General features: G+C 70.6%; 22 protein-coding genes. 12 read left to right on the top strand and 10 right to left on the bottom strand.

Annotated elements, in window-relative coordinates; genetic code table 11:
* Positions 1 to 5 precede the first annotated feature (5 nt).
* A complete protein-coding gene (locus CLV30_RS14020; RefSeq protein ID WP_205740862.1) occupies positions 6 to 767 on the top strand; it encodes a class I SAM-dependent methyltransferase in 762 nt (253 codons plus the stop codon).
* On the opposite strand, the gene CLV30_RS14015 is transcribed toward CLV30_RS14020, so the two are convergent.
* Positions 704 to 1,801, bottom strand: a complete 1,098-nt coding sequence (locus CLV30_RS14015; protein ID WP_106537887.1) for a flavin-containing monooxygenase — start codon at positions 1,799 to 1,801, stop codon at positions 704 to 706. The two genes, CLV30_RS14020 and CLV30_RS14015, sit on opposite strands and share 64 nt — an antisense overlap.
* Before the next feature lie 87 nt (positions 1,802 to 1,888).
* Here CLV30_RS14015 and CLV30_RS14010 point away from each other — a divergent pair, with 87 nt between their 5' ends.
* The gene (locus tag CLV30_RS14010) at positions 1,889 to 2,245 is read left to right on the top strand and encodes an ArsR/SmtB family transcription factor (protein WP_106537836.1); all 357 of its coding nucleotides are present in this window, start codon (positions 1,889 to 1,891) and stop codon (positions 2,243 to 2,245) included.
* 90 nt (positions 2,246 to 2,335) lie between these two features.
* Positions 2,336 to 2,740 (top strand): VOC family protein, encoded by a 405-nt coding sequence (locus CLV30_RS14005; RefSeq protein ID WP_106537835.1) that lies wholly within the window; start codon positions 2,336 to 2,338, stop codon positions 2,738 to 2,740.
* A 186-nt stretch (positions 2,741 to 2,926) separates the two neighbouring features.
* On the opposite strand, the gene CLV30_RS14000 is transcribed toward CLV30_RS14005, so the two are convergent.
* The 5 genes from CLV30_RS14000 to CLV30_RS13980 all read right to left on the bottom strand — a co-directional run bounded on the left by CLV30_RS14000 (position 2,927) and on the right by CLV30_RS13980 (position 8,783).
* Positions 2,927 to 5,161 (bottom strand): arylsulfatase, encoded by a 2,235-nt coding sequence (locus CLV30_RS14000; RefSeq protein WP_106537834.1) that lies wholly within the window; start codon positions 5,159 to 5,161, stop codon positions 2,927 to 2,929.
* Positions 5,158 to 6,228: an ABC transporter substrate-binding protein gene (locus CLV30_RS13995; protein ID WP_106537833.1), complete on the bottom strand. Its 1,071-nt coding sequence runs from the start codon at positions 6,226 to 6,228 to the stop codon at positions 5,158 to 5,160. Before CLV30_RS13995 ends, CLV30_RS14000 begins: the two co-directional genes overlap by 4 nt.
* Before the next feature lie 77 nt (positions 6,229 to 6,305).
* Complete coding sequence (locus CLV30_RS13990; protein ID WP_106537832.1) at positions 6,306 to 7,202, bottom strand: ABC transporter ATP-binding protein; 897 nt, start codon at positions 7,200 to 7,202, stop codon at positions 6,306 to 6,308.
* Positions 7,186 to 8,016, bottom strand: a complete 831-nt coding sequence (locus CLV30_RS13985; protein WP_165358630.1) for an ABC transporter permease — start codon at positions 8,014 to 8,016, stop codon at positions 7,186 to 7,188. The genes CLV30_RS13990 and CLV30_RS13985 overlap by 17 nt, the downstream gene beginning before the upstream one ends.
* Positions 8,013 to 8,783, bottom strand: a complete 771-nt coding sequence (locus CLV30_RS13980) for an ABC transporter permease (RefSeq protein WP_106537830.1) — start codon at positions 8,781 to 8,783, stop codon at positions 8,013 to 8,015. The genes CLV30_RS13985 and CLV30_RS13980 overlap by 4 nt, the downstream gene beginning before the upstream one ends.
* Positions 8,784 to 9,114: 331 nt before the next feature.
* Between CLV30_RS13980 and CLV30_RS13975 the strand changes: the two genes are divergently transcribed.
* The 7 genes from CLV30_RS13975 (at position 9,115) to CLV30_RS13945 (ending at position 15,773) form a co-directional block, all read left to right on the top strand.
* Positions 9,115 to 10,596, top strand: a complete 1,482-nt coding sequence (locus tag CLV30_RS13975) for an FGGY-family carbohydrate kinase (protein ID WP_106537829.1) — start codon at positions 9,115 to 9,117, stop codon at positions 10,594 to 10,596.
* Complete coding sequence (locus CLV30_RS13970; RefSeq protein ID WP_106537828.1) at positions 10,593 to 11,243, top strand: histidine phosphatase family protein; 651 nt, start codon at positions 10,593 to 10,595, stop codon at positions 11,241 to 11,243. The genes CLV30_RS13975 and CLV30_RS13970 overlap by 4 nt, the downstream gene beginning before the upstream one ends.
* Positions 11,230 to 12,030, top strand: a complete 801-nt coding sequence (locus tag CLV30_RS13965; RefSeq protein WP_205740861.1) for a DeoR/GlpR family DNA-binding transcription regulator — start codon at positions 11,230 to 11,232, stop codon at positions 12,028 to 12,030. Before CLV30_RS13970 ends, CLV30_RS13965 begins: the two co-directional genes overlap by 14 nt.
* A gap of 16 nt (positions 12,031 to 12,046) precedes the next feature.
* Complete coding sequence (locus tag CLV30_RS13960) at positions 12,047 to 13,504, top strand: FGGY-family carbohydrate kinase (RefSeq protein ID WP_106537827.1); 1,458 nt, start codon at positions 12,047 to 12,049, stop codon at positions 13,502 to 13,504.
* Positions 13,504 to 14,544 (top strand): 2-hydroxyacid dehydrogenase, encoded by a 1,041-nt coding sequence (locus CLV30_RS13955; protein ID WP_106537885.1) that lies wholly within the window; start codon positions 13,504 to 13,506, stop codon positions 14,542 to 14,544. Before CLV30_RS13960 ends, CLV30_RS13955 begins: the two co-directional genes overlap by 1 nt.
* Before the next feature lie 77 nt (positions 14,545 to 14,621).
* Positions 14,622 to 15,359 (top strand): lysophospholipid acyltransferase family protein, encoded by a 738-nt coding sequence (locus tag CLV30_RS13950; RefSeq protein ID WP_106537826.1) that lies wholly within the window; start codon positions 14,622 to 14,624, stop codon positions 15,357 to 15,359.
* A gap of 120 nt (positions 15,360 to 15,479) precedes the next feature.
* A complete protein-coding gene (locus CLV30_RS13945) occupies positions 15,480 to 15,773 on the top strand; it encodes a Dabb family protein (RefSeq protein WP_106537825.1) in 294 nt (97 codons plus the stop codon).
* 18 nt (positions 15,774 to 15,791) lie between these two features.
* Here the strand turns inward: CLV30_RS13945 and CLV30_RS13940 are convergent, their stop codons facing one another.
* The 4 genes from CLV30_RS13940 to CLV30_RS13925 all read right to left on the bottom strand — a co-directional run bounded on the left by CLV30_RS13940 (position 15,792) and on the right by CLV30_RS13925 (position 19,830).
* Entirely contained in the window at positions 15,792 to 16,697 is a 906-nt protein-coding gene (locus tag CLV30_RS13940; RefSeq protein WP_106537824.1) for a helix-turn-helix transcriptional regulator, read from the bottom strand.
* Between the two features lie 73 nt (positions 16,698 to 16,770).
* A complete protein-coding gene (locus CLV30_RS13935) occupies positions 16,771 to 17,190 on the bottom strand; it encodes a winged helix-turn-helix transcriptional regulator (protein WP_240723313.1) in 420 nt (139 codons plus the stop codon).
* 122 nt (positions 17,191 to 17,312) lie between these two features.
* Entirely contained in the window at positions 17,313 to 18,350 is a 1,038-nt protein-coding gene (locus tag CLV30_RS13930) for a zinc-binding dehydrogenase (protein WP_205740860.1), read from the bottom strand.
* Positions 18,351 to 18,468: 118 nt separating this feature from the next.
* Positions 18,469 to 19,830: a glycoside hydrolase family 76 protein gene (locus CLV30_RS13925; protein WP_129711018.1), complete on the bottom strand. Its 1,362-nt coding sequence runs from the start codon at positions 19,828 to 19,830 to the stop codon at positions 18,469 to 18,471.
* Between the two features lie 394 nt (positions 19,831 to 20,224).
* Between CLV30_RS13925 and CLV30_RS13920 the strand changes: the two genes are divergently transcribed.
* Positions 20,225 to 21,106, top strand: a complete 882-nt coding sequence (locus tag CLV30_RS13920; RefSeq protein ID WP_106537821.1) for a DUF4429 domain-containing protein — start codon at positions 20,225 to 20,227, stop codon at positions 21,104 to 21,106.
* 66 nt (positions 21,107 to 21,172) lie between these two features.
* Positions 21,173 to 21,568 carry a hypothetical protein gene (locus CLV30_RS13915; RefSeq protein WP_129711017.1) on the top strand — a complete coding sequence of 132 codons (396 nt, stop codon included), beginning with the start codon at positions 21,173 to 21,175 and terminating at the stop codon, positions 21,566 to 21,568.
* Positions 21,569 to 21,610 lie beyond the last annotated feature (42 nt).

Here is a 21,610-nt window from a genome sequence, read left to right as displayed (position 1 = left end):
GGCCCGTGGACATCACGAACGAACCGCGACGTCCAGCGTGGTTGCTCGACGAGGTGGCCAGTGCCGGGCGCGAGAACCTCGACGCCACGCACGCCCGGCGGTACGACGCGAAGGAGGACGCCGGCGCCGACGACGAAGTCCCCGTGCTGCGCGCGCACGGGCTGACCGACACGTCGGTGGTCGTCGACCTCGGCGCGGGCACCGGCCAGTTCACGCTGGCGGCCGCGGCGGAATGTGCCCGGGTGGTCGCGGTGGACGTCTCGGACGTGATGCTGGAGCAGTTGCGGGCGAAAGTGTCGGCGGCGGGCGCGTCCAACGTCGAGGTCGTGCGCGCCGGCTTCCTCACGTACCAGCACACCGGGCCACTCGCCGACTTCGTGTACACCCGGTATGCACTGCACCATCTGCCGGACTTCTGGAAGGCGATCGCACTGGACCGAGCGCGGCGCATGCTCCGCGTCGGCGGTGTCCTCCGGGTGTCGGACGTCATCTTCGGCTTCGATCCGGCCGATGCCGAGGAACGCATCGAGGCCTGGTGCGCGTCCGTCGACGGCAGGGGCGACGACGAATGGCACCGGGCGGACGTCGAGGAGCACGTACGCGACGAGCACTCGACGTTCACCTGGCTGTTCGAGCCGATGCTCCAGCGGGCCGGATTCGTCGTCGACGACGTCAGCCGTTCTCCGGACGGGGTCGTGGCCAGCTATCTCGCCCGCGCCGCGCCGCGTGAGGAAAGACCGACCGCCGCCGCAGCACCACCGGCGTAGGCCGCCACGGCGTCCATGACGTACTCGGCGTCCCGGCCGACGCCGCGCAGGGTGTTGGACGCGAACGAGCGCTGGAACTCGAGCCCGAGATACCCGAGCCCGGGCGTCGTCGTCGACAGACCACCGCTGTGCAGCGGCAGGCCGTGCTCGTCCAGCGCGCCGAGCCCGGCCAGGTGGTCCACTCGCGGCGCGTACCCCGTGGCCAGCAGGACCGCGTCGACGTGCTCGCGCGTGCCGTCGGCCCAGACCACTGCATCGCCGTCCAGGGCGCTGAACATCGCCCGGCGCTCGAGCCGCCCGTCGCCCAATGCCCGCTCGTACTCCCCCGCGTCGTTGACCAGCCGGCCCGGCACGACCTGTGCCAGCCACTCCGGCGGCAGCCGGTCGAAGCCGCTGGTCACCGACCAATGGTGCACGTCCTGTCCACGCTGGTGGCGCGCCAGGAAACGGACCGGACGACGTGAGGTCAACGTGACGTCGGCGACGTCGCCCAGTTCGTGGGCGATCTGCACCGCGGACTCGCCGGACCCCACGACGACCACCCTCCGGCCGACGTACGGCTTGACGTTGCGATAGTCCGCGATGTGCGTCAGCTCTCCGCGGAAGGTGTCCTGACCGGCCAGTTCGGGGAGCACAGGACGCGAGCCCGCCGCGGAGACGACCCCGGAGGCCGGCAGGGACTGCCCGTCCGCCGTCCGCACGAGGAAGCCCGAGTCCGCGTGCTCGACGGCCTCGACCTCGACGCCCGTCCGGATCGGCACGCCCAGCGTCGACGCATACCGCTCGAGATAGGCGACGACGTCGTCGCGGTGCGGGTGGTGGTCCGGGTCTCCGGGAAACTCGAGGCCCGGCAACGCGCTGTATCGCGCCGGTGACAGCAACGTGAGGCTGTCGTAGTACGCGGGCCAGGTGCCGACCGGCCGGTCGCCGACCTCCAGAACCACGACGTCCGTGCCGTGCCGACGGCCCGCCGCGGCTGCCGCGAGCCCCGACTGCCCGCCACCGATGATCACCACTGGTGTCTTGTCGTCCATGCCGGACAACATATCGTTATTTTCTAATATGCCAAAATGACGATGGATGACTAGGCTTCGAGGGACGGCACAGGGAGGAGCCAGTCGATGCCGGACCCGACCGACGAGCACGCGGCAGCCACCGAGCCCGCGCCGACCTGCGGGTCCCCTGGTGACGCGCCAGAGCTCGCCCCGCAGACACACGACTTCCTGAAAGCGCTGGCGAGCCCCACCCGGCAGCAGATCATGCAGCTGTTCTCACGTGGCGCGGAGCTGTCCGTCGGCGAGATCGCCGAGCAGGCCGGCATCAGCCAGTCCACCGCGTCGCAGCAGCTCGCCCTGCTCCGTCGCGGTGGCATCGTCACCTCGCGCCGCGACGGGAAGGTCGTGCTCTACCGCGGCGACAACGAACGGACCCGCCAGGCGCTGGCAGACCTGCAGGCCTACCTAGAGCACTGCTGCTGACGCCGGACAGGCACGGACCTGGCCGTTGCGCCGAGGGCGGCGAAGCGGGACGATCCGAGTGAGCACGGCCGAACCGCGAAGGAGAAGCCGATGGCTACTGTGAGCTTCCGGTACATCGTCGACGACGTCGACGCCGCGATCGACTTCTACTGCCGGCATCTCGGGTTCGAGGAACAGCAGCACCCGGCCCCGACCTTCGCCATGCTGGCCCGCGGCGACCTCCGTCTCGCCCTCAACGCACCCGGCGGCCCCGGCGGAGGCGGACAGGCCATGCCCGACGGCACGCTGCCGGCCCCGGGCGGCTGGAACCGGTTCACCATCGAGGTCTCCGACCTCGCCGGCACCGCCGAGTCGCTCCGCTCGGCCGGGGTGCGCTTCCGCAACGACATCGTCACCGGTGTCGGCGGCAAGCAGGTGCTCGTCGAGGATCCGTCGGGCAACCCGGTCGAACTCTTCGAGCCCATCCGCGCCGAGGCCCGCCTCGACGGGTCGTGAATCCGCCCTCACGCCCGGGTGGCGGTGGTCAGCAGATACTCCCAGTCGTTGCTCACCGTCCCGTCCGCCGCGGAGCCGGCCTCGAGCGCGAGCGCCGTCAGGTCGGCCCGGATCGGTCGCCGTCGCCGTCGCCGTCGTGATCAGCGCGCGGCTGTGACCGCCGGGTGGGCAACCGCGCTTCCGGCGTCAGTCGGCGCCCAGGGCCGATCGCCAGACCGCGATCCCGTCCGTCTCGTCCGGGTCGCCGAACTCGATCACCACGTCGAGCAGGTCGCCGCCGAAGGTGAACGGCGGGTCGTAGTGCGTCGAGACCGGTGACGGCGAGTTGTGCCCGCACTGCGTGCTCAGGCAGCCGAGTCCGGCGGGTAACGCACGGGGGATCGCGGCCTTGCCGGCTGTCGTTCCGTCGACCAGCAGCTCGACCCGTGCATCGTCGCCCGTCGTGATCAGGCTCATGCCCAGGGTCGTGGCGTCGGACGGCAGCTGCTCGGGTGTGCGCACGACGGTGTGCCGGCCGGCAAGGTTCAGGTCGTAGACCAGCCGGCCGTCGCGCACGAAGAGCGAGAACCCGGCTGCGCGGCGGCCGTATGCGAGCAGGACGCCGTCGCCGGCCCCTCTCGGCCCGAGGCGCGCGACGACGCGGAACGGCCGGCCGGCGAAGTTCGGCCCGGCCGAGCCGTTCGACAGCCGCGCACCGGGCAGCAGACGGTAGTGGTTCCGCTCGGTCGCCGGATCGCGCGAGGCGACGCGTTCCTGCATCCGGTCGTCGAGCGGCAGCACGTCGTACTTCCGGGCCTCCTTCCACCAGGCGTCCACCATCCCGGCGACGACGTCGGGATGGTGACCTGCGAGGTCGTCGGACTCCGAGAAGTCGTCGGACAGCCGGTACAGCTCGAAGCGGTCGGCGTCGAAGTCGGTGCCCGGCTCATGGTTGGTGACGATCTTCCAGCCGTCCCGGTACAGGCCCCGGTGCCCCGCCGTCTCGAAGTACTGCAGCCGGCGGGCGCTCGCCGCCTCGGCATCCGAGAACGTGTACGCCATCGAGGTTCCGTGCATCGGCAGCTGCGGCACGCCGCGGTACGTGTCCGGTGCCTCGGCGCCCGCGACCTCCAGGAGCGTGGGCACCACGTCGATGACGTGGTGGAACTGGGTGCGGACGGTACCGGGATCGCTGATGTGGCCGGGCCAGTGCACGATCAGCGGTGTGCGGACGCCTCCCCCGTACGTGTGCTTCTTGTAGAACTTCAGCGGCGTGTTGCCCGCCTGCGCCCAGCCGCTCGGATAGTGATTGTGCGTGTGCGGCCCGCCGATGTCGTCCAGTGCGGCGAGGCTGTCCGCCAGGTCGTCGGGCAGGTCCAGAAAGTAGCGGTACTCGTTGATCGACCCGTCCGCGCCGCCCTCCCCGCTGGCGCCGTTGTCGGACAGCAGCACGATCATCGTGTCGTCGAACAGCCGGTGCCGGCGGAGGAAGTCGACGAGCCGGGCGATCTGCACGTCCGTGTGCTCCATGAATCCGGCGAACGCCTCCTGCAGCCGGGCGTAGACGCGCCGCTGGTCCACGGTGAGCTCCGCCCATGCGGCCACGCCCGGGTTGGCCCCCGGCATCCGCGTGCCCGGCGGCACCACGCCGAGCTCGATCTGACGGGCGAGCACCCGTTCGCGCTCCACGTCCCAGCCGTGGTCGAACGCGCCGCCGTACCGGTCGATGAACTCGCGCGGCGCCTGGTGCGGAGCATGGCAGGCCGCGAAGGCGAGCTGGAGCATGAACGGCCGGTCCGGCGCGGCGCTCACATGGTCGGCGATGAAGCGTTCGGCCTGGTCGACCAGGTCGGCGCTGAGGTGGTAGTCGGGCCGGTCCGGCGGCTCGACGTGGTGCTGGTCGGACCACAGTTCCGGGGCCCACTGGTCGTCGTCGCCCCAGAGGAACCCGTAGTAGCGGTCGAATCCGCGGCCGGTGGGCCACTGGTGGAACGGGCCGGCCGGTGTCATCGCGGACGGCGGCACGACGTGCCACTTGCCGGAGAGGTAAGTGCCGTAGCCGTGCCCGCCCAGCATCTCGGCCACCGTGGTCGCACGCGGCGTCACCGTTCCACGGTAGGACGGATAACCGGTGTCGAAGTCGGCCAGGAAACCGACCCCGGCGGCATGGTGGTTGCGCCCGGTGAGCAGGCACGACCTGGTGGTCGAGCACAGTGCGGTGGCGTGGAAGTTGGTGTAGCGCAGCCCGCCGGCCGCCAGTGCGTCCATCGCCGGCGTGTCGATCGACGAGCCGAAGCAGCCGAGCTGGCCGAACCCCACGTCGTCCAGGACGATGACGACGATGTTCGGCGCTCCCGCGGCCGGACGGACCGGCGGCTCCCACCACGGGGTGGACTCCGTCACCGTCCGGCCGACGTGCCCGCGGAAGGCGTCCTCGGTCACGAACCGGCTCCGTCGCGGGCCTTCACCAGCAGTTCCTTCCCCTGGGCCAGCAGGTCGTCGATCGGCGGAGCCTGCGGATACACACCGGCCTCGACGAAGAACTCGGCGCTGGCCTTGAGCGCTCCGGCCGTCTCACCGGACTCGATGCTCTTGATCGCTTCGTCGAGCGTCAGCCAGTTGCGCACGCTGGTCTCGTAGTCGGCCTGCGCGCGGGACGCGTCCACACCGATGGACAGGAAGTAGTCCTCCATGTGGTCGACGGCCTTCTCGTGGTTCTGGTTGATGAACTCGTTGGCCCGGTAGACCGCGCGCAGGAACGCGGCCGCGCCCTCGGGGTTCTGCTCGGCGAACTCCGGTGTGACGACGTACGGGTCGACGACGGAGACACCGGCCTGCTCGCCGTCGCACACCGCCTCGTAGTCGGGGTTCTCGATCAGGCCGTATCCCGGCGACGACCAGGTGTTGACCACGTTCACCTGGCCGGACGTGAGCGCCTGGACGATCTGGCCGCCGTCGAGCGGCACGATCTGGACGGCGGCCGGATCCACGCCGAGGTGTTCGGCACAACCGCGCATCACCTGCTCGGCGAGCGTGTTCTGCCCGGTGGCCACCCGGTTGTCCCGCAGGACCTCGGCCGGGCTGCTTCCCTGCAGCACGTCCTTCGACATGTACATGACGTGGTTGGCGTCCTCGGTGATCATCAGCCCGGCCATGATCAGCCCGAACTGGTTGCCGCCGGTCAGGGCGGGCGGTGCGCCGAGCCAGCCGGCCTGCCACTGCCCCGCTGCTCCTGCCGTCAGGGAGGCGGGCCCGCTGGCGTAGTTCTCGACGTCGACGCTGAGCCCTTCCTCCTCGAAATACCCGAGCTCGTTGGCGATGTACATGGCGAGCCCGGCGCCGTTCGGCTGCGAGGCCGCCGTGATCTCGGTCAGACCGGATCCGCCGTCGCCGCCCGCGTCGGCGTCGGTGGAGGAGCCGTCGTCCGAGCCGCACGCACTCAGCGCGAGTGCGAGCGCGGATACCGCTGCGAGCACACGTGCCCGCCGGTGCTGCGTCGTCCCTGGCATGTCGTTCTCCCGACTACGGTGTCGTGGTTCGCTCGTGTGCGTGCTTTGCTCGGCGGCGGGTGAGCGGGACGAGCCCGTCAGCCGCCGCCCGGGGCGTCGTCCGGGGCGTCGTCGTGCCCGCCGTCCGGAGCGTCGTGCACTGCGCGGCGAGTGCCGCCGGCGTGCAGATGCCGCCAGACCTCCTCGCGCAGCTCGTTGAAACTCCGCTCGCTCATCGCGTGCTCGATCTGGTGCCGCTTCCACTCGAAGTCGCTCGACACGCTCAACTCGTGGCTGATCCGGCCCGGGCGCGCGGACATCACCACGATCCGGTCGCCCAGGAAGACGGCCTCTTCCACGCTGTGCGTGACGAAGAGGATCGTGCAGTTCAGCCGCGAGCGCATGGCCGCCATCTCGTCCTGCATCGCGGTGCGGGTTTGCGCGTCGAGCGCGCCGAACGGCTCGTCCATGAGCAGGATCTCCGGGTCGAGCACGAGGGCGCGGGCGATCGCCACGCGTTGCTGCATACCGCCGGAGAGCTCGGACGGGTACGCCTTCTCGAACCCGGTGAGTCGCATCGTCTCGACCTGCGCCGCCACCAGCTCCTGCTTCCGGGCCCGTGTGAGCCCGCCGCGCATGCGCAGCCCGAATCCGATGTTCTGCTCGGCCGTCATGTGCGGGAACAGGGCGAACTGCTGGAAGACGACGCTGCGTCGCGGCCCCGGCGGACCGGCCGGGTCGTCGTCGATCAGCACCCGCCCGCTCGACGGCGTCTCCAGCCCGCTGGCGATCATCAGCAGCGTCGACTTCCCGCATCCGGACGGCCCGACGATGGTGACGAACTCGCCCTCCTGGACGTCCAGGTCGGTGGCGGTCAGCGCCTGGACCGAGCCGCGGGAGGACTCGAACGTCTTCGACACGTCCTGGATGGAGAGCTTCGGCGTGGACCCGGTCGCCGCGGACGGGTCCCGCACGGTCTCAGTTGGCCGTCTCACTTGTCTTCCTCCATCGCGTCAAACGTGTGCCCAGCAGGTTGACGGCGCCGGTGACGACCGCTCCGGTGATCCCGATCGCGACCATCCCCGCCATCACGATCGTCACGTTGTTGCTCTCCTGCCCCTGGATGATCAGGAACCCGACGCCTTCGGTCCCGCTGATCAGCTCGGCCGCGATCAGCGCCATCCATCCGTTGCTGACGGCGATGCGGATGCCGGTGAAGATCTCCGGCACCGACACCGGGGCGACGATCTGCGTGATCGTCCGCAGCCGGCCCGCTCCGAGCGAGCGGGCGGCGCGGAGCAACGCCGGATCGACCCCGGCCACGCCGACCTGGGTGCTGATGACCACAGGCGGAAACGCCGCGATGAACACGATCAGCGCGGCCGACGACTGCGCCGCACCCAGCCACAGCACGGCCAGCGGGATCCACGCGAACGGAGGGATGTAGCGCAGGAACTCGAAGATCGGCGTGACGGCCGCACGCACGGTCGCGAAGGCTCCCAGCGAGAGCCCCAGCAGGACGCCCAGCACCGCCGCCCAGGCGAACCCCACACCCCAGCGGGACAGCGAGGAGAGCACGTGGCCGGGCAGGGTCAGCTCGGCGAACGGGGTGGTGCACAGCTCCCAGAAGGTCTGGGCCACCTCCCACGGGTTCGGCACGAGTCCTTCGGTGGTCCAGGCGGACGCCAGCCACCAGAGGGCGACGAACAGGGCCACCGAAGCGGCGGCCCACTGGGCGTTTCGCGCCGTGGCCCGCGCGGGCGTCAGGGAGCCCGTGCGCGCGACGGTGGCGGCTTCCGGGGCGGTCACGCTTTCCTCGCCCATGGTGCGAGCACTGCGCTCAGCCACTGCAGCGCGTACGAAAGCAGCATGCCCAGCAGCCCGATGACCGCCATGGCGGCCAGCAGCGTCGGAGTGTCGAGCGTGCGCGAGGAGTTCAGGGCGACGAAGCCGAGCCCCGCCGTGGCGGCCAGCAACTCGGCGGCGATGATGGCCGTCCAGGCGTTGCCCATGGCGATGCGGGCCCCGGCCAGCAACGAGGGCAGCGAGGCCGGCAGCACGACGTCGGTCATGGTGCGGCGGCCGGCTCCGAGTGTGCGCGCCGCCTTGATCAGTAACGGGTTCACGCCCGTGACGCCGTCCATCGACGAGACGACCCACGGCACGACGGCGGCGATGAACACGATGAAGATCCGTGCGCTGCTCGCGATGCCGAGCCAGATGATGGCGAGCGGGATCCACGCGATCGGCGAGATGCTGCGCAGCAGCTGGAACGTCGGATAGACGAGGCGGCGCACCGGCGTCGACCACGCCATGGCGACGCCGAGCGGCACCCCGACCACCCCGGCGAGCAGCCATCCGGCGAACATCACCTGGATGCTGGCGAGGGTGTGACCCCAGATCGTCTCCCCGAGATACGCGGTGTCGTGGAGCGCCACGAGCCGGTCGGCCACGGCGACCGGGCTGGGCAGTGCGAGCGGGCTCACGAGCTCGAGACGCTCTGTCGCGAGATACCACACGCCGATGGCGACCAGCACCGAGACGGCGCCGATCGCAGCGGTGCGTCTTCCGGTCACTCGGGCGTCATCTCCTCGGCGTGTCGAAGGTGGCACAGGATCGAGCGAAGCGATATCTCACACAATCACTGTTACATTATCGGTTGACCTTAACTACGCCTCCCGACGAGCGCAAGACCTCTGACCACGCGGTTCCGCACCTCCCGACCACCCTTGTCACCTCGGTGCGCTGCATCAGATGACATCCCGAGACCGTGGTGAGCAGGGATATCCGCCGCGCCAGCCCGAGGGTCCGCACAGCGATGGTGTACAGTTAACGACTGTTTGTGTTAGATGATCGGACAGAGCTGTTAACTCTGCGGCGCAGTGTCAGGGAGGGACGGAGGTGATCATGGATGAGGCCCTCTGGGTCGGTGTAGACCTCGGCACCCAGAGCGCGCGGGTGGCGGTCGTCGATGACACCGGCGCCGTGGCGGCCTTCGGCTCGGCGTCGCTGGACAGCGAGCGATCGTCCGGGGGACGACACGAGCAGGACCCGCGGCGGTGGTGGGAGGCCGTCGGCGCGGCAGCGCGACAGGCGTTCTCCGCGATCCCCGAGGGACGATCGGACGCCGGCGTTGCCGGCCTGTCCATCTGCAGCACGTCGGGGACGATCGTGCTGACCGACGATCACGGGACGCCACTCTCACCGGCGTTGATGTACGACGACGCCCGTGCCGAGGACCAACTGGCGCAGCTGCACGCCGTCCGGGACGCCGTCCCCGGCGCGGCCGACGTGCAGGTGTCCTGGGCCCTACCGAAGATCGCCTGGCTGCTGCGGCATCACGACCGCCCGCTGTCCGGCCCGCGGATCGCGCACAGCGCTGACCACGTCGCCACGCGCCTGGTCGGCCACCGGGTGGACACCGACTTCAGCCACGCGTTGAAGTCGGGCTACGACGTGGTGAACCGGCGCTGGAACGGTGCACTGCTCGAGGCCGCGGGGGTGGACGCCGCCGTGCTGCCGCGCGTCGTGCCTCCCGGATCCGAGCTCGGCACCGTCACCGCCGAGGCCTCCGCGATGACCGGCGTCCCCGCCGGCACACCGGTCGTGGCCGGCATGACGGACGGCTGCGCGGCGCAGATCGCGGCGGGCGCGCTCACACCGGGATCGTGGAACTCGGTTCTGGGCACCACCCTCGTGCTCAAGGGGGTGTCCGCCGAACTGATCGAGGACCCCGACGGCGCCGTGTACAGCCACCGGCACCCGGACCGCGGCTGGCTCCCGGGCGGAGCGTCCAACGTGGGCGCCGGCGTCCTCGGCCAGGAGTTCGCGCAGGCCGAATTCGACGCGCTCGACTCCGCCGCTCGCGACTTCGAGCCCGCATCCGCGGTGATCTACCCGCTCTCCGGGAGGGGCGAGCGATTCCCGTTCGTCCGGCCGGACGCGACCCGGTTCGAGATCGGCACGCGCGGCGACGAGGGCCGCCCGGAGCGCTACGCGGCGCTGCTGCAGGGCATCGCGTACGTGGAGCGGTTGTCCTTCGAACACCTGGCGGCCATCGGCGCCGACGTCACCGGCGAGATCGCCATCACCGGCGGCGGGACCCGCAACGCGTACTGGAATCAGCTGCGCGCCGACGTGCTCGGCCGTGCGCTGGCGCTGCCGGCGACGCCCGAGCCGGCGTTCGGGATGGCGGTACTGGCGTCGGCGCGCGACGACAGCGTCACCTCGCGGGCCGCGCGCATGGTGACGCGGCTGGCCGTCGTGCATCCGCGCCCGGAGCTGCACGAGCGGTTCACCACCGGGTACGAGCGCCTGGTGCGAGAACTGGTGAACCGTGGTTACATCACGGCCGGATTCTCGGGGGACGCGGTGGGGAGTGCCCGATGACGGCTGGGACGACGGTGACGCTGGTGCGCCACGGCCGCACACCCTGGCACGAGGACAACCGCTACACCGGCTCCAGCGACATCGGCATCGACGACGAGGGCGTACGGCAGGCGCAGGTGCTCGCCGCGTGGGCCCGGCGAACCGGTCCGAGTGCCGTCTACGCCTCCCCGATGACGCGGACCCGCCAGACCGCCGCGCCGGTGGCGCGGGCGCTGGGCCTGGCCGTGCACACCGACGCGCGGCTGCGTGAGGTGGACTACGGCGAAGCGGAGGGACGCACGCTGGCGGAGATGCGCGTCACCCACCCGCGCTCGGTCGAGCTGTTCGAACACGACGCAGCCGCGCACCATCTGCCCGGCGGTGAGCATCCCGAGGACGCCGCCGACCGGGCGTGCACCGCGCTGCGCGAGATCGCCGGCCGGCATTCCGGGGAGAACGTGCTGGTGGTCGCCCACAACACGCTGATCAGACTGGTGGTGTGCGCCTACGTGGGCATCCCGCTCGGCATGTATCGGGTGGCGCTGCGCGCGGTCACGCCGACGGCGACGACCCAGCTGTCGTTCCGCCCGGACGGCGCGGTGACACTCGACCACTACAACCAGAAGCCGTCCACCCCACAGGAGGAGATCCCGGGTGTCCAGGTCTGACGACGAGCTTTCCGCCGGACGCAGTCCGCGGACGACCCGGCAGGGACAGATCGCCGATCACGTGCTCCGCGAGGGCTCCGAGTCGGCCAACCATCTGGCGGAGCTGTTCGGCGTCAGCCTCATGACCATCCACCGCGACCTCGACGAGCTGGAACGCCAGGGCGTGGTGCGCAAGTTCCGCGGCGGCGTCAGCGCGCAGCCGTCGAGCGTGTTCGAGAGCAACGTCGCGTTCCGGCTGCGAACGGCGAAGAGCGAGAAGGAGTCCATCGCACGGCACGCCCGCTCCATGATCGAGCCGGGCATGGCGGTGATGCTCGACGACTCCACCACCACGCTCGAGGTCGCGCACCTGCTGCCGGACCTGTCACCGCTGACGGTCATCACCAACTTCCTCGAGGTGATCAAGTCCGTCAGCCGGATGCCCGGCGTCCGGCTGATCTCGCTGGGCGGCGAGTACTACCCCACCCACGACTCGTTCCTGGGCGTGCCGTGCATCGAGGCCATCGAGTCGCTGCGGGCGGACATCCTGTTCACGTCGACGTCGGCGGTCTCGACCACCGACGCGTTCCACCAGGAGCAGGAGATCGTCCTCGTCAAACGGGCGATGATGCGCTGCGCACGGCGCAAGGTGCTGCTGGTCGACCACACCAAGCTGGGCGGGTCGGCGCTGCACCAGCTCGCTCCCCTGACGGACTTCGACGACGTCGTGGTGGACGGCGGCGCGTCCGAGGAGTTCGTCCGCAAGCTGCGCGACCACCACGTCAACGTGCACGTCACCGAAAACTGATGCGTGGGAGACGCACATGTACATCGGCGTCGACATCGGAACATCACTGACCAAGGCCGCCGCGTACGACCCCGACGGCGCCGAGCTCTGCGTGCACAGCGTGCCGACCGAGCTGAGGTATCCCGGAGACGGCCGGGTCGAGCAGGACGCCGACGGCGTGCTCGCCTCGGTGCTCGAGGTGGTGCGTGCCGTCGTCACCCGGCTGCCGGAGCCGCCGACGCTCGTCGCGCTGACCGGGCAGGGCGACGGATGCTGGCTGCATGACGACGCGGGCAGGCCGGTGCGCCCGGCGGCGTCCTGGCTCGACGCGCGGGCGTCGGACGTGGTGGGGGTGTGGGATGCCGACGGGACCGCCGACGAGATCCTCGCTCGCAACGGCGGCATGGTCTTCCCGGGAGCGTCCGCGGCGATCCTGGCCGCCCTCGACCGGGACGAGCCGGCGACACTCGACCGGGCGAGCACGGCCACGCACTGCGTCGGCCTCACGTATCACCGGCTGACCGGGCATCGGGCCGTCGACGTGTCGGACGCGTCGTTTCCCTTCCTCGACCCGCGGCGGCGCGACTACGACGCCGGCATCCTGCGTGCGTGCGGCTTGGAGCACCGGCGCGACCTGCTGCCCCCGGTCGTCGGCCCGGCCGGTCCGTCCGCTCCGCTCAGCCCGGACGCGGCCGCCGCGCTCGGCCTGTCCCCCGCGGCGGCCTCGCGGGTCACCGTCAGCGCGGGCCCGTACGACCTGCTGGCGGCGGCGCGCGGCAGCGACGTCGTCGACCCGGGCGACGGACTGCTGATCATCGGCACCACGCTCGCCTGCCAGGTGGTCACCGACCGGGTGCCGTCGTCTCCGCACCGGGCCGGTCTGTTGCTCGCCATGTGGCAGGAGAACCGGTGGATGCGGGCGATGCCGGCCATGGTCGGCACCGCGTCGATGGACTGGCTGCTGACGACGACCGGATCGACGTTCGACGAGTTCGGCGAGCTGGTCGCCGGGTCACCACCCGGGGCACGCGGCGTGCGGGTGCTGCCGTACTGGTCGCAGTCCGGCGAACGGGCGCCGTTCGTCGACGGCGCGGCGCGTGGGCGGATCGACGGGCTGCACCTCGGCACGAGTAGGGCCGACCTGGTCCGTGGGCTGTGCGAAGGTCTGGCCTTCGCCGCCCGCCACTGCTTCGAAGCCGCCGGGCTCACCGGCCGGCTGGCGGTCAGCGGGGGCGGAGCCCAGAGCACGGCATGGACGCAGCTGTTCGCCGACGTCCTCGGCCGCCCGCTGGACGTGGTCGACGTGCCACAGACGGGTGCGTACGGCGCGGTGCTCTCCGCGCTCGAGGCGCGCGGTGAGCGGCCGGGCTGGCCGGTCCCGGCGCACACGGTCGAGCCGGCGTCCACGACCCGGCGGCACTACGACGAGGCCTACGACGACTATCGACGACGGGTCGACCGCGCCCGCGACGAGTGGAAGGACAGGTGGACGTGATGGCTGCGCACCATCGGATACTGCTGGCCGGCGACGATTTCGTGCGCAACGATCTCCTGGACGACCAGCTGCGCCGGGCTCTCACCGCCGAGCACACCCGGGCCCTCGACGTGCGCACCATGACCCTGCCGTGGCCGCACGTGCCGTTCGGGCCGGTGAGCGAAGTCGACGAGGCTTCCGACGTCGAGGACGAGCTGGCCGGGACGGTCGGCGACGTCGAGGTGGCGGTGACCCAGATGGCGCCGTTCACCAGACGGGTGCTCGAAGCCGCGCCGTCGTTGCGGCTCATCGTGTGCACCCGCGGCGGCCCGGTGAACGTCAACGTCGACGCGGCGACCGAACGCGGCGTCGTCGTGTGCAACACGCCCGGTCGGAACGCGGTCGCGGCGGCCGAGCACGCGGTGACGTTGATGCTCGGCACGCTGCGCTCCGTCCCGCGCGTCCACGCGAGTGTGGCTGCCGGCGAGTGGCGCAGCGACCTGTACGCCTACGACCTGTGTGGGCTCGAACTGAGCGGCTGCACCGTCGGCCTGGTCGGCTACGGGGCCATCGGGCGGCGGGTGGCGCGGATCCTTCGCGCGTTCGACGCCGACGTCGTGGTGAGCGACCCCTTCGTCGGCGCCGACGCCCTGGAGCCGGGGGTGCGGCTTGTCGATTTCCCGACGTTGCTGGCCAGCAGCGACGTGGTCAGCCTGCACGTCCGGCTGACACCTGACACCGCGAACCTGTTCGGCCACGAGAGCTTCGCGGCGATGCGTCCCGGCAGCTACCTGGTCAACACCGCTCGGGGCGGACTTGTCGACCACGACGCTCTGGCCGCCGCGCTGGAATCCGGCCGGCTCGCCGGAGCCGGGCTGGACGTGTTCCCGTCCGAGCCGCTGCCGGCCGGGTGGCCGCTGCTGTCCTCGGAGAAGGTCGTGTTGACGCCGCACCTGGCCGGCGCGACCAGGCAGACGGCTCACCGCGCGGCCGCGATGGGCGCGGACGCGGTCCGGGCGTTCCTGGCGGGCGAGCGCCCGCCGGGCGTGGTGAATCCCTGAGCCGTCGGTACGGGCACGGCACGACGACCGCGCGGTGACGTGACCAGCACCACGCGGGCTCGCGTAGCCTCTGCGACATGGCTGAACTCGTCTACCCGCCGGTCGTGCTCACCTGCAAGGCCATGCTCCGGGCGCTGGACGTCAAACTCGACATCCAGGGCACCGAGCACATCCCGCGGCACGGCGGCGCCGTGATCGCCTGCACGCACCAGAGCTACCTCGACTTCATCTTCTGCGGCCTCGGAGCCCAGCCGGCCAAACGCCTGGTGCGCTTCATGGCCAAGCGAGAGGTGTTCGCCAGCCGGATCTCCGGACCGCTGATGCGCGGCATGCGACACATCTCGGTCGACCGCGACGCGGGCAAGCAGTCCTACGACGAGGCCGTGCGGCGGTTACGGGTCGGCGAGGTGGTCGGGGTCTTTCCGGAGGCGACGATCAGCAGGTCGTTCACGGTGAAGGAGCTCAAGTCGGGCGCCGTGCGGATGGCCGTCGACGCCGGAGTGCCGATCGTGCCGATGGCCGTCTGGGGGACCCAGCGGTTCTGGACGAAGGGTCGCCCCAAGAACCTCACCCAACGACACGTGCCGGTGTCGATCCTGGTAGGCGAGCCGATGACGCCGGACAGTGACGCCTCCGTCGACGAGGCGACGACGCAGCTGCGTTCGCGGATGCAGCAGTTGCTCGACACCGCGCAGGCCGGCTACCCGGAGCCGCCCGAGAACGACGCCGCTCCCTGGTGGCTGCCGGCACACCTCGGCGGCAGCGCGCCGACGCCCGAGGAGGCCGCCGAGCTGGACCGCCGCCGACCCGAGTGAACCCCCCGGCCAGTCGAACCCTCGGACAGGCAACGCTGACCGATGACCCGAGACACCAACGACGACCCGTGGGACCCCCTTGCGGGATTCTGAGCCGAATGCGTCGATTAGGCTCCGGTCATGATCCGTCACACCGTCGCCTTCCGCCTGCACCACGCCGCCGGTTCCGAGCAGGAGCGAGAGTTCCTGAACGCGGCGCTCGCACTCGCGGACATCCCGGGCGTGCAGCGCTTCGAACAGCTGCGCCAGACCAGTGACAAGAACGGGTTCGACTTCGGATTCTCGATGGAGTTCGCCGACCAGCAGACCTACACCAGCTACAACGAGCACCCCGTGCACACGGCGTTCGTGGCCGAGCGGTGGCTGGTGGAGGTCGAGGAGTTCCTGGAGCTCGACTACGTGAAGCTCGACTGAGACCCACGGCGGCCGTCGTCAGCCGTGGCGCTCCTCCGCCGCTTCTGGTTGCGCGCCGAGACCGGCGGACCCCTGAGTCGCGGCCCACGATGCGAGCAGCTTGAGCCCGTCCGCGGTCGGTGAACCGGCCGCGGCGGTGTAGACGTTGAGCACGAGGCCGGGCTCCGACGGCAGCTCCATGGACTCGTAACTCAGGTCCAGCTGGCCGACCGCCGGGTGCCGGAGCCGCTTCTGTCCGCTGCGGTGGTACTGCACGTCGTGCGAGGCCCAGCGCTGCCGGAACACGTCGCTCTGCGTGCACAGCTCGCCGACCAACTCGATCAGCGCTTGGTCGTGCGGGTTGCGGCCCGCCTCGAGGCGCAACATGGCCGCGGCGTCGTTGGCGACCCGCTCCCAGTCGACGAAGAACTCGCGGGCGGCCGGGTCCAGGTAGACGAACCGGGTGGCGTTCACCGGGCGGCGCGGGTAGGCGAACACCGGCGCGTAGAGGGCTCTGCCCAGGCGGTTCGTCGCGACGATGTCGTGGCGGCCGTTGCGCACCCACGCGGGCGCTTCGGTGATCGCGTCGAGCACCTGCTGCACCGCCGGACGCACGGTGCTCGGCGGTGCAGCGCGCTTGCGAGGCCCGGCCTGGCCCGCAGACCGGGACAGCGCGAACAGGTGCTCGCGCTCGGCGTCGTCGAGCTGCAACGCGGTGGCGAGGGCATCGAGGACGCCGTCCGAGGCACCGGCGAGGTTTCCGCGTTCCATCCGGACGTAGTAGTCGACGGAGACGCCGGCGAGCATCGCGACCTCCTCCCGGCGCAGCCCGGTGACGCGGCGGTTGCCGCCGTACGCGGGCAGCCCGGCCTGCTCCGGCGTGATGCGTGCCCGCCGCGAGCTGAGGAACTCGCGTACCTCGGTGCGGTGGTCGATCCGGCCCATACCGACCACCGTAGGTCTGTGCACGGCCGGGTGGGAGGCACTGCCAGTACCCGTGAGCGCCCGGGCTCCCGGGCTATTCGTCTTGCGCCGAACGGGCGTCGTGCTCGGCCTGTGCGGTCAGGACGTCCCCGAAGTGCTGGACCGCCCACTCCTGCAGCGCCTTGAGCGGGACGACGAGGGTGCGCCCTGCCTCGGTGAGTGAGTACTCCACGCGGACCGGGACCTCGGCGTGAACCGTCCGGTGCACGAGCCCGTCACGCTCGAGCATGCGCAGCGTCTGGGTCAGCATCTTCTGGCTGATGCCGTCGATGCGGCGGCGCAGCTCGGAGAACCGCGCCGTCCCCTCCGCCAGGATCCCGACCACGAGCACGGTCCACTTGTCGCCGATGAGGTCCAGGACCCGGCGGCTCGGGCACGCTGCCGCGTAGGGATCACCCGGTTCCGGGATGCTCAAGCGTACGGCAGCCGGCTGGTCGACGGATGCGGTCACCACAACCTGCCTTCTCTCCGAGTAGGTGTTTGGTCACCTACGGTAACCGCTGCACCCCTCCCCGGGGAAGGTGAGGGAACCGGTCGCCGGTGTCGACCACGTCCGCGACGATGCGCCCGAGCCGATCAGGGCGTCACGGCGACCTTGAGCGACTCCCGGGCGTCCATGGCGCGGTAGGCCTCGGCCGCATCGTCCAGGTCGACGACGCGGTCGAACACCCGTCCCGGCTCGATCCGGCCCTCGAGAACGTCGGCGAGACCCTGCTCGATGTAGGCCCGGACCGGAGCCGGACCACCGTTCAGCGTCACGTTCTTGCCGAACAGGGACCCGAACCCCACGGGGGCCTCGTCGTACTGAGGCACGCCGACGCGGCTGATGACACCGCCGGGCCGCACGACGCCGTAGGCCTGCTCGTAGGCGGGCAGGTATCCGACGGCCTCGAGCACGACGTGGCTTCCCTCGCCGCCGGTGAGTTCGCGGACCTTCGCGACACCCTCCGCGCCACGCTCGGCGACGACGTCGGTGGCGCCGAACTCGCGGCCGAGGTCGGTGCGGCCGGAATGGCGGCCCATCAGGATGATCCGGGACGCGCCGAGCTGCTTCGCCGCGAGCACGGCGGACACGCCCACGGCGCCGTCACCGATGACAGTGACCGTGGTGCGTTCGTCGACCTTGCCCATGACGGCGGCGTGGTAGCCGGTCAGGTAGACGTCGGTGATCGCCAGCAGCGAGTCGAGCAGCTCGGAGTTCTCGTCCACCGGGGCCGTGACCAGTGTGCCGTCGGCCTGCGGGACGCGGATCGCCTCGGCCTGGGCGCCGCCCACGCCGCCGGCGCCGTAGAAGCCGCCGTTGACGCACGCCGTGTGGAAGCCGTCGCCGCAGAAGGCGCAGGTGTTGTCGCTGAACGCGAACGGTGATACGACGAAGTCACCCCTTTTGACGGTGGAGACGTCCGAGCCGGTCTCCTCCACGACGCCGACGAACTCGTGGCCCATCGGTGCCGGGCCCGAACCGGCCGGCATGCTGCGGTACGGGTGCAGGTCCGACCCGCACACGCACGTCCGGACGACTCGGACGACCGCGTCGGTGGGGTGCTGGACGGCCGCATCAGGGACGTTCTCGACGCGCACGTCGCCGGCGCCGTACATCAGTGTTGCTCGCATCGGTGATTCTCTTTCTGCTCGGTCGATCGCTACTTCGCGCCTCATGGAACCGCACTGCGGCCACCCGTGGGGAGTGACCGACGAGGCCGGTACTGCCAGACCCTCCCACGCCGACCGGCTAGTGAGCAGCGTTCATCAGCGCCAGTGCGCTGGCCTGACAGCCCGGCCCCTGCGGCTTCGTCCACTCGGACCAGGACAGCGAGTACTGGTCGAACGCGTTCCGCGAGGTGGTGTACGCGCTGTCCGCCTGCCGGGAGAGGTAGTCCGCGTAGGGATCGCCGGCCACTTCGTCGCCGAGCTCGTCGAGCCCTCGCGCGAACGCGGCCTTGAAGTACGCGCCGTCGTCGGAGCAGTCGTCCCAGCCTTCGGCCGGGTCGTGCACGATGCCGTCGTCGTCGGTGAGATACGACCCCGGACGGGTGGCGGCGTCGGCGAGTTCGCGAGCCCGCTGGAGCAGATTGCCGTCCCCGGTCGCCCGGGACAACTCGACCAGGCCGGACATCAGTACGCCCTGGTTGTAGGTATGGATCGTACCGCCCGCCGTGCAATCGGCCCCGACGCCGTCGCGCACCAGACCGTCCGCGCCGACGAGACCGCTGTTCCGGATCCACGACCAGCCGGCAACAGCGCGATCCGCATAGGCCGCGTCCCCGGTGCGGTTGGCGACAGCGGCGTTGACCTGGACGTACAGCGCGTTCGAAATCGCCGCCTTGTAGGGCTCCCCCTCCTTCCACCGGATTCCACCACCACACGCCGGAGTCCGGAAGGTGTGCATGTGGTCGGCCGCCCGGCGCGCGGTGACGAGATAGCGGCGCTCGCCGGTGAGGTCGTAGGCGTCGAGCCACGCCATCGCCCACCAGCCGGTGTCGTCCGAGAACTCGTTGCGGAAGTGCCCGCGGCGCTCGCCGACGTTCTGGTCGTACGTCGTGGAGACGGCGTATTCGTAGCTCGCCATCTCCGTGACCTCGATGTTGCGGATGACCCCGGACAGCGCGACCGCGGACCCCCACCAGCCCGCGCCGCGGAAGGTGCCGTTCGCCGTGTCGTACAGCGCCATCATCGCGGTTGCGGCGGCTTCGGCCCGGTTTGACGCGTTCCAGCGCGTCCGCGCCCACTCGGTGCACGCGATCGCGCCGGTGTCGACGGCACGTCCGCATGCGCGTAGCGCACCGACACCACGATCTGCCCAGTCGTCGTTGTTGTACATCAGAGTGCGCCAGGCGCCCACGCCCTCCGGGGCCGTGGTCGCGCCGAGCCTGCTCCCCGAATCCCAGGTGGCGCCGCCGTCGAAGGACCTGTCCAGCCAGACCTCGTCTCCCGGTTGCGTGTTCTCGATCGCGGCCCACCCCATGGGGCCGGAGTCACTGAGATGCAGCTGAAGTGTGCGACCCGAGAGCGGCGCCGTGACCGCGACCCGGTCGTCGGCGGCGAGAGCCGGGTCGCGGCCGTCACAGTAGCGGTTGCAGATGGTGTCGTTCACCGCGGATTCGGACGACACCGCAGGCGATGGCGGCGGGGTGGCCGGGGACGGCGAGGGAGTGACAGGAGACGGCGACGCCGCCGCTGCCGGTTCGGACGACAGAACCGCGGCACCCGGCCCGATCAGGACAGCGGCCAAGGCGACACCGGCCAGACCTCGTCGTCGCGGTGTCGAGCCGGTGGTGGTGTCAGTCTCGAGGAAGGGCGACGTCACGGTGCACACCTCTGCTTCCAGCCGACCGTCTCCCCCGCTGGCGTGCTCGGCACCCTACACGGACTCGCGATCTGCCGGAATCCTCACGGTCGCGTCGCCGACGGCATCGTGGCGTCGCCCGTCCGGCGCCGAGGGCAGCGGCCCCGCCTCGGGCGCGCACGGACCCACTACGATCACGGGGATGGCCGAGGTAGTGGTGCAGGACGGCACGTGGACGTTCGACGGCGACACGCTGCGCGTCGTTCCGAGCGGAGATCGCCGTGTCCACGCGCTGCGCCAGGCCCTCGGTGAGCGCGTGATCCCGTTGGCCGCCATTTCCGGTATCGCCTACGAACCGCGCCGCAAGGGTGGTCAGTTGCGCCTGCGGCTCCGCGAGAGGGCTGACCCGTTCCTGCAGGTCACCAGCGGGAAGCTCGCCGACGACGCCGATCCGTACCGACTGCGCGTCGACAAGGACTCCACGGGCGTGGCCGAGTACCTCGTCGACGAGGTGCGCAATGCGCTGACCATCGAGCAGATCCCTCCCGGCGCCGCCGACGGCTACCTGCTGGGTTCGCCCGCCGTGCCGATCACCGCCAGCGCCGGCGACGGCACGGTCTCGTTCGACGGATCGCGGATCCGGATCGAGTGGACCGACTGGGCCGAACAGGTGAAAAAGGCCAGCGGCGCACGCGAGTTCACCCTGGACGACGTCCACGGCGTCGAGTGGACACCGATCATCGGATTCACCAACGGGTTCCTCCGGTTCCGAGTCAGCGGCGCTTCGGCCCTGCTGCCCAAGCACGACCCGAACTGCGTCACGTGGGGCATGCGACGCGAAGGTGGCACGATCTCCCTGTTGGCGGCTGCCGTGGTCGCTCGGCTGCCCCATCCCGCCGCCGTGACCGACACGGCCGTTTCTCCCGGCACTACCGGAACCGAGCACCCAGGCACCACGGACACCCCACCCGACCAGGAAACGGTCCTGAGACGCCTACGGGAACTCGGCGAGCTGCACCGAGACGGCATCCTGACGGACAGCGAGTTCGCGGAGGCCAAACAGGCCCTGCTCCGGCACCTGTAGCGACGCACGACGACCCGTCACCCTTCGGTGGCGGGGTCTAAAGGCGATACCGAGGTGGAGTTGGGTGTGGACCAGACTCAATACATGCGATTTTCCGTGGTCCTCGCGGCCTTGGGCGCAACGTTCGGCGTTGCGCTCGCAGCCGCCGGGTACGCGTGGCTGGCGGACATGCACTTCTATTCCGGGTTCTGGAATTCTTTCCCCGGATTTGTCCTATTGATCGGCTTGTTGGCGTTCGGCTGGTCTGTCGTGTCTAGTGTCGTTGCATCGCTGCTCCACGCTCGTCAGCGTGCCGCCAAGCGCCACCGGAGCTATGGGGCCACGTTCGCCCGTGTCGGCATCGCCATCGGCATACTTGTTGGAGTATTCTCCCCGCCGCTGCTCGCCCTCATTGTGCTGGCCAGCGTTGTGGGCGCACTCGCGGGCTGGGGGGCTGTCTGGGTGCACGGTGAGGAGCTGTGACCGCACTCTACCGCTAGTCACCGAACCTGTTTGGCGGAGGCC

Origin of the sequence: Haloactinopolyspora alba (assembly GCF_003014555.1) — a bacterium.
Taxonomy (GTDB): Bacteria; Actinomycetota; Actinomycetes; order Jiangellales; family Jiangellaceae; genus Haloactinopolyspora; species Haloactinopolyspora alba.
This window is presented reverse-complemented; position numbering and strand designations above follow the sequence as displayed.

Bases quoted from the DNA above. Each gene is read 5' to 3' on its own strand.
- CLV30_RS14015 (WP_106537887.1), bottom strand. From the start codon at position 1,801: ATGGACGACAAGACACCAGTGGTGATCATCGGTGGCGGGCAGTCGGGG.
- CLV30_RS14010 (WP_106537836.1), top strand. From the start codon at position 1,889: ATGCCGGACCCGACCGACGAGCACGCGGCAGCCACCGAGCCCGCGCCG.
- CLV30_RS14005 (WP_106537835.1), top strand. From the start codon at position 2,336: ATGGCTACTGTGAGCTTCCGGTACATCGTCGACGACGTCGACGCCGCG.
- CLV30_RS13995 (WP_106537833.1), bottom strand. From the start codon at position 6,228: ATGCCAGGGACGACGCAGCACCGGCGGGCACGTGTGCTCGCAGCGGTA.
- CLV30_RS13975 (WP_106537829.1), top strand. From the start codon at position 9,115: ATGGATGAGGCCCTCTGGGTCGGTGTAGACCTCGGCACCCAGAGCGCG.
- CLV30_RS13970 (WP_106537828.1), top strand. From the start codon at position 10,593: ATGACGGCTGGGACGACGGTGACGCTGGTGCGCCACGGCCGCACACCC.
- CLV30_RS13960 (WP_106537827.1), top strand. From the start codon at position 12,047: ATGTACATCGGCGTCGACATCGGAACATCACTGACCAAGGCCGCCGCG.
- CLV30_RS13955 (WP_106537885.1), top strand. From the start codon at position 13,504: ATGGCTGCGCACCATCGGATACTGCTGGCCGGCGACGATTTCGTGCGC.
- CLV30_RS13950 (WP_106537826.1), top strand. From the start codon at position 14,622: ATGGCTGAACTCGTCTACCCGCCGGTCGTGCTCACCTGCAAGGCCATG.
- CLV30_RS13945 (WP_106537825.1), top strand. From the start codon at position 15,480: ATGATCCGTCACACCGTCGCCTTCCGCCTGCACCACGCCGCCGGTTCC.
- CLV30_RS13940 (WP_106537824.1), bottom strand. From the start codon at position 16,697: ATGGGCCGGATCGACCACCGCACCGAGGTACGCGAGTTCCTCAGCTCG.
- CLV30_RS13930 (WP_205740860.1), bottom strand. From the start codon at position 18,350: ATGCGAGCAACACTGATGTACGGCGCCGGCGACGTGCGCGTCGAGAAC.
- CLV30_RS13920 (WP_106537821.1), top strand. From the start codon at position 20,225: ATGGCCGAGGTAGTGGTGCAGGACGGCACGTGGACGTTCGACGGCGAC.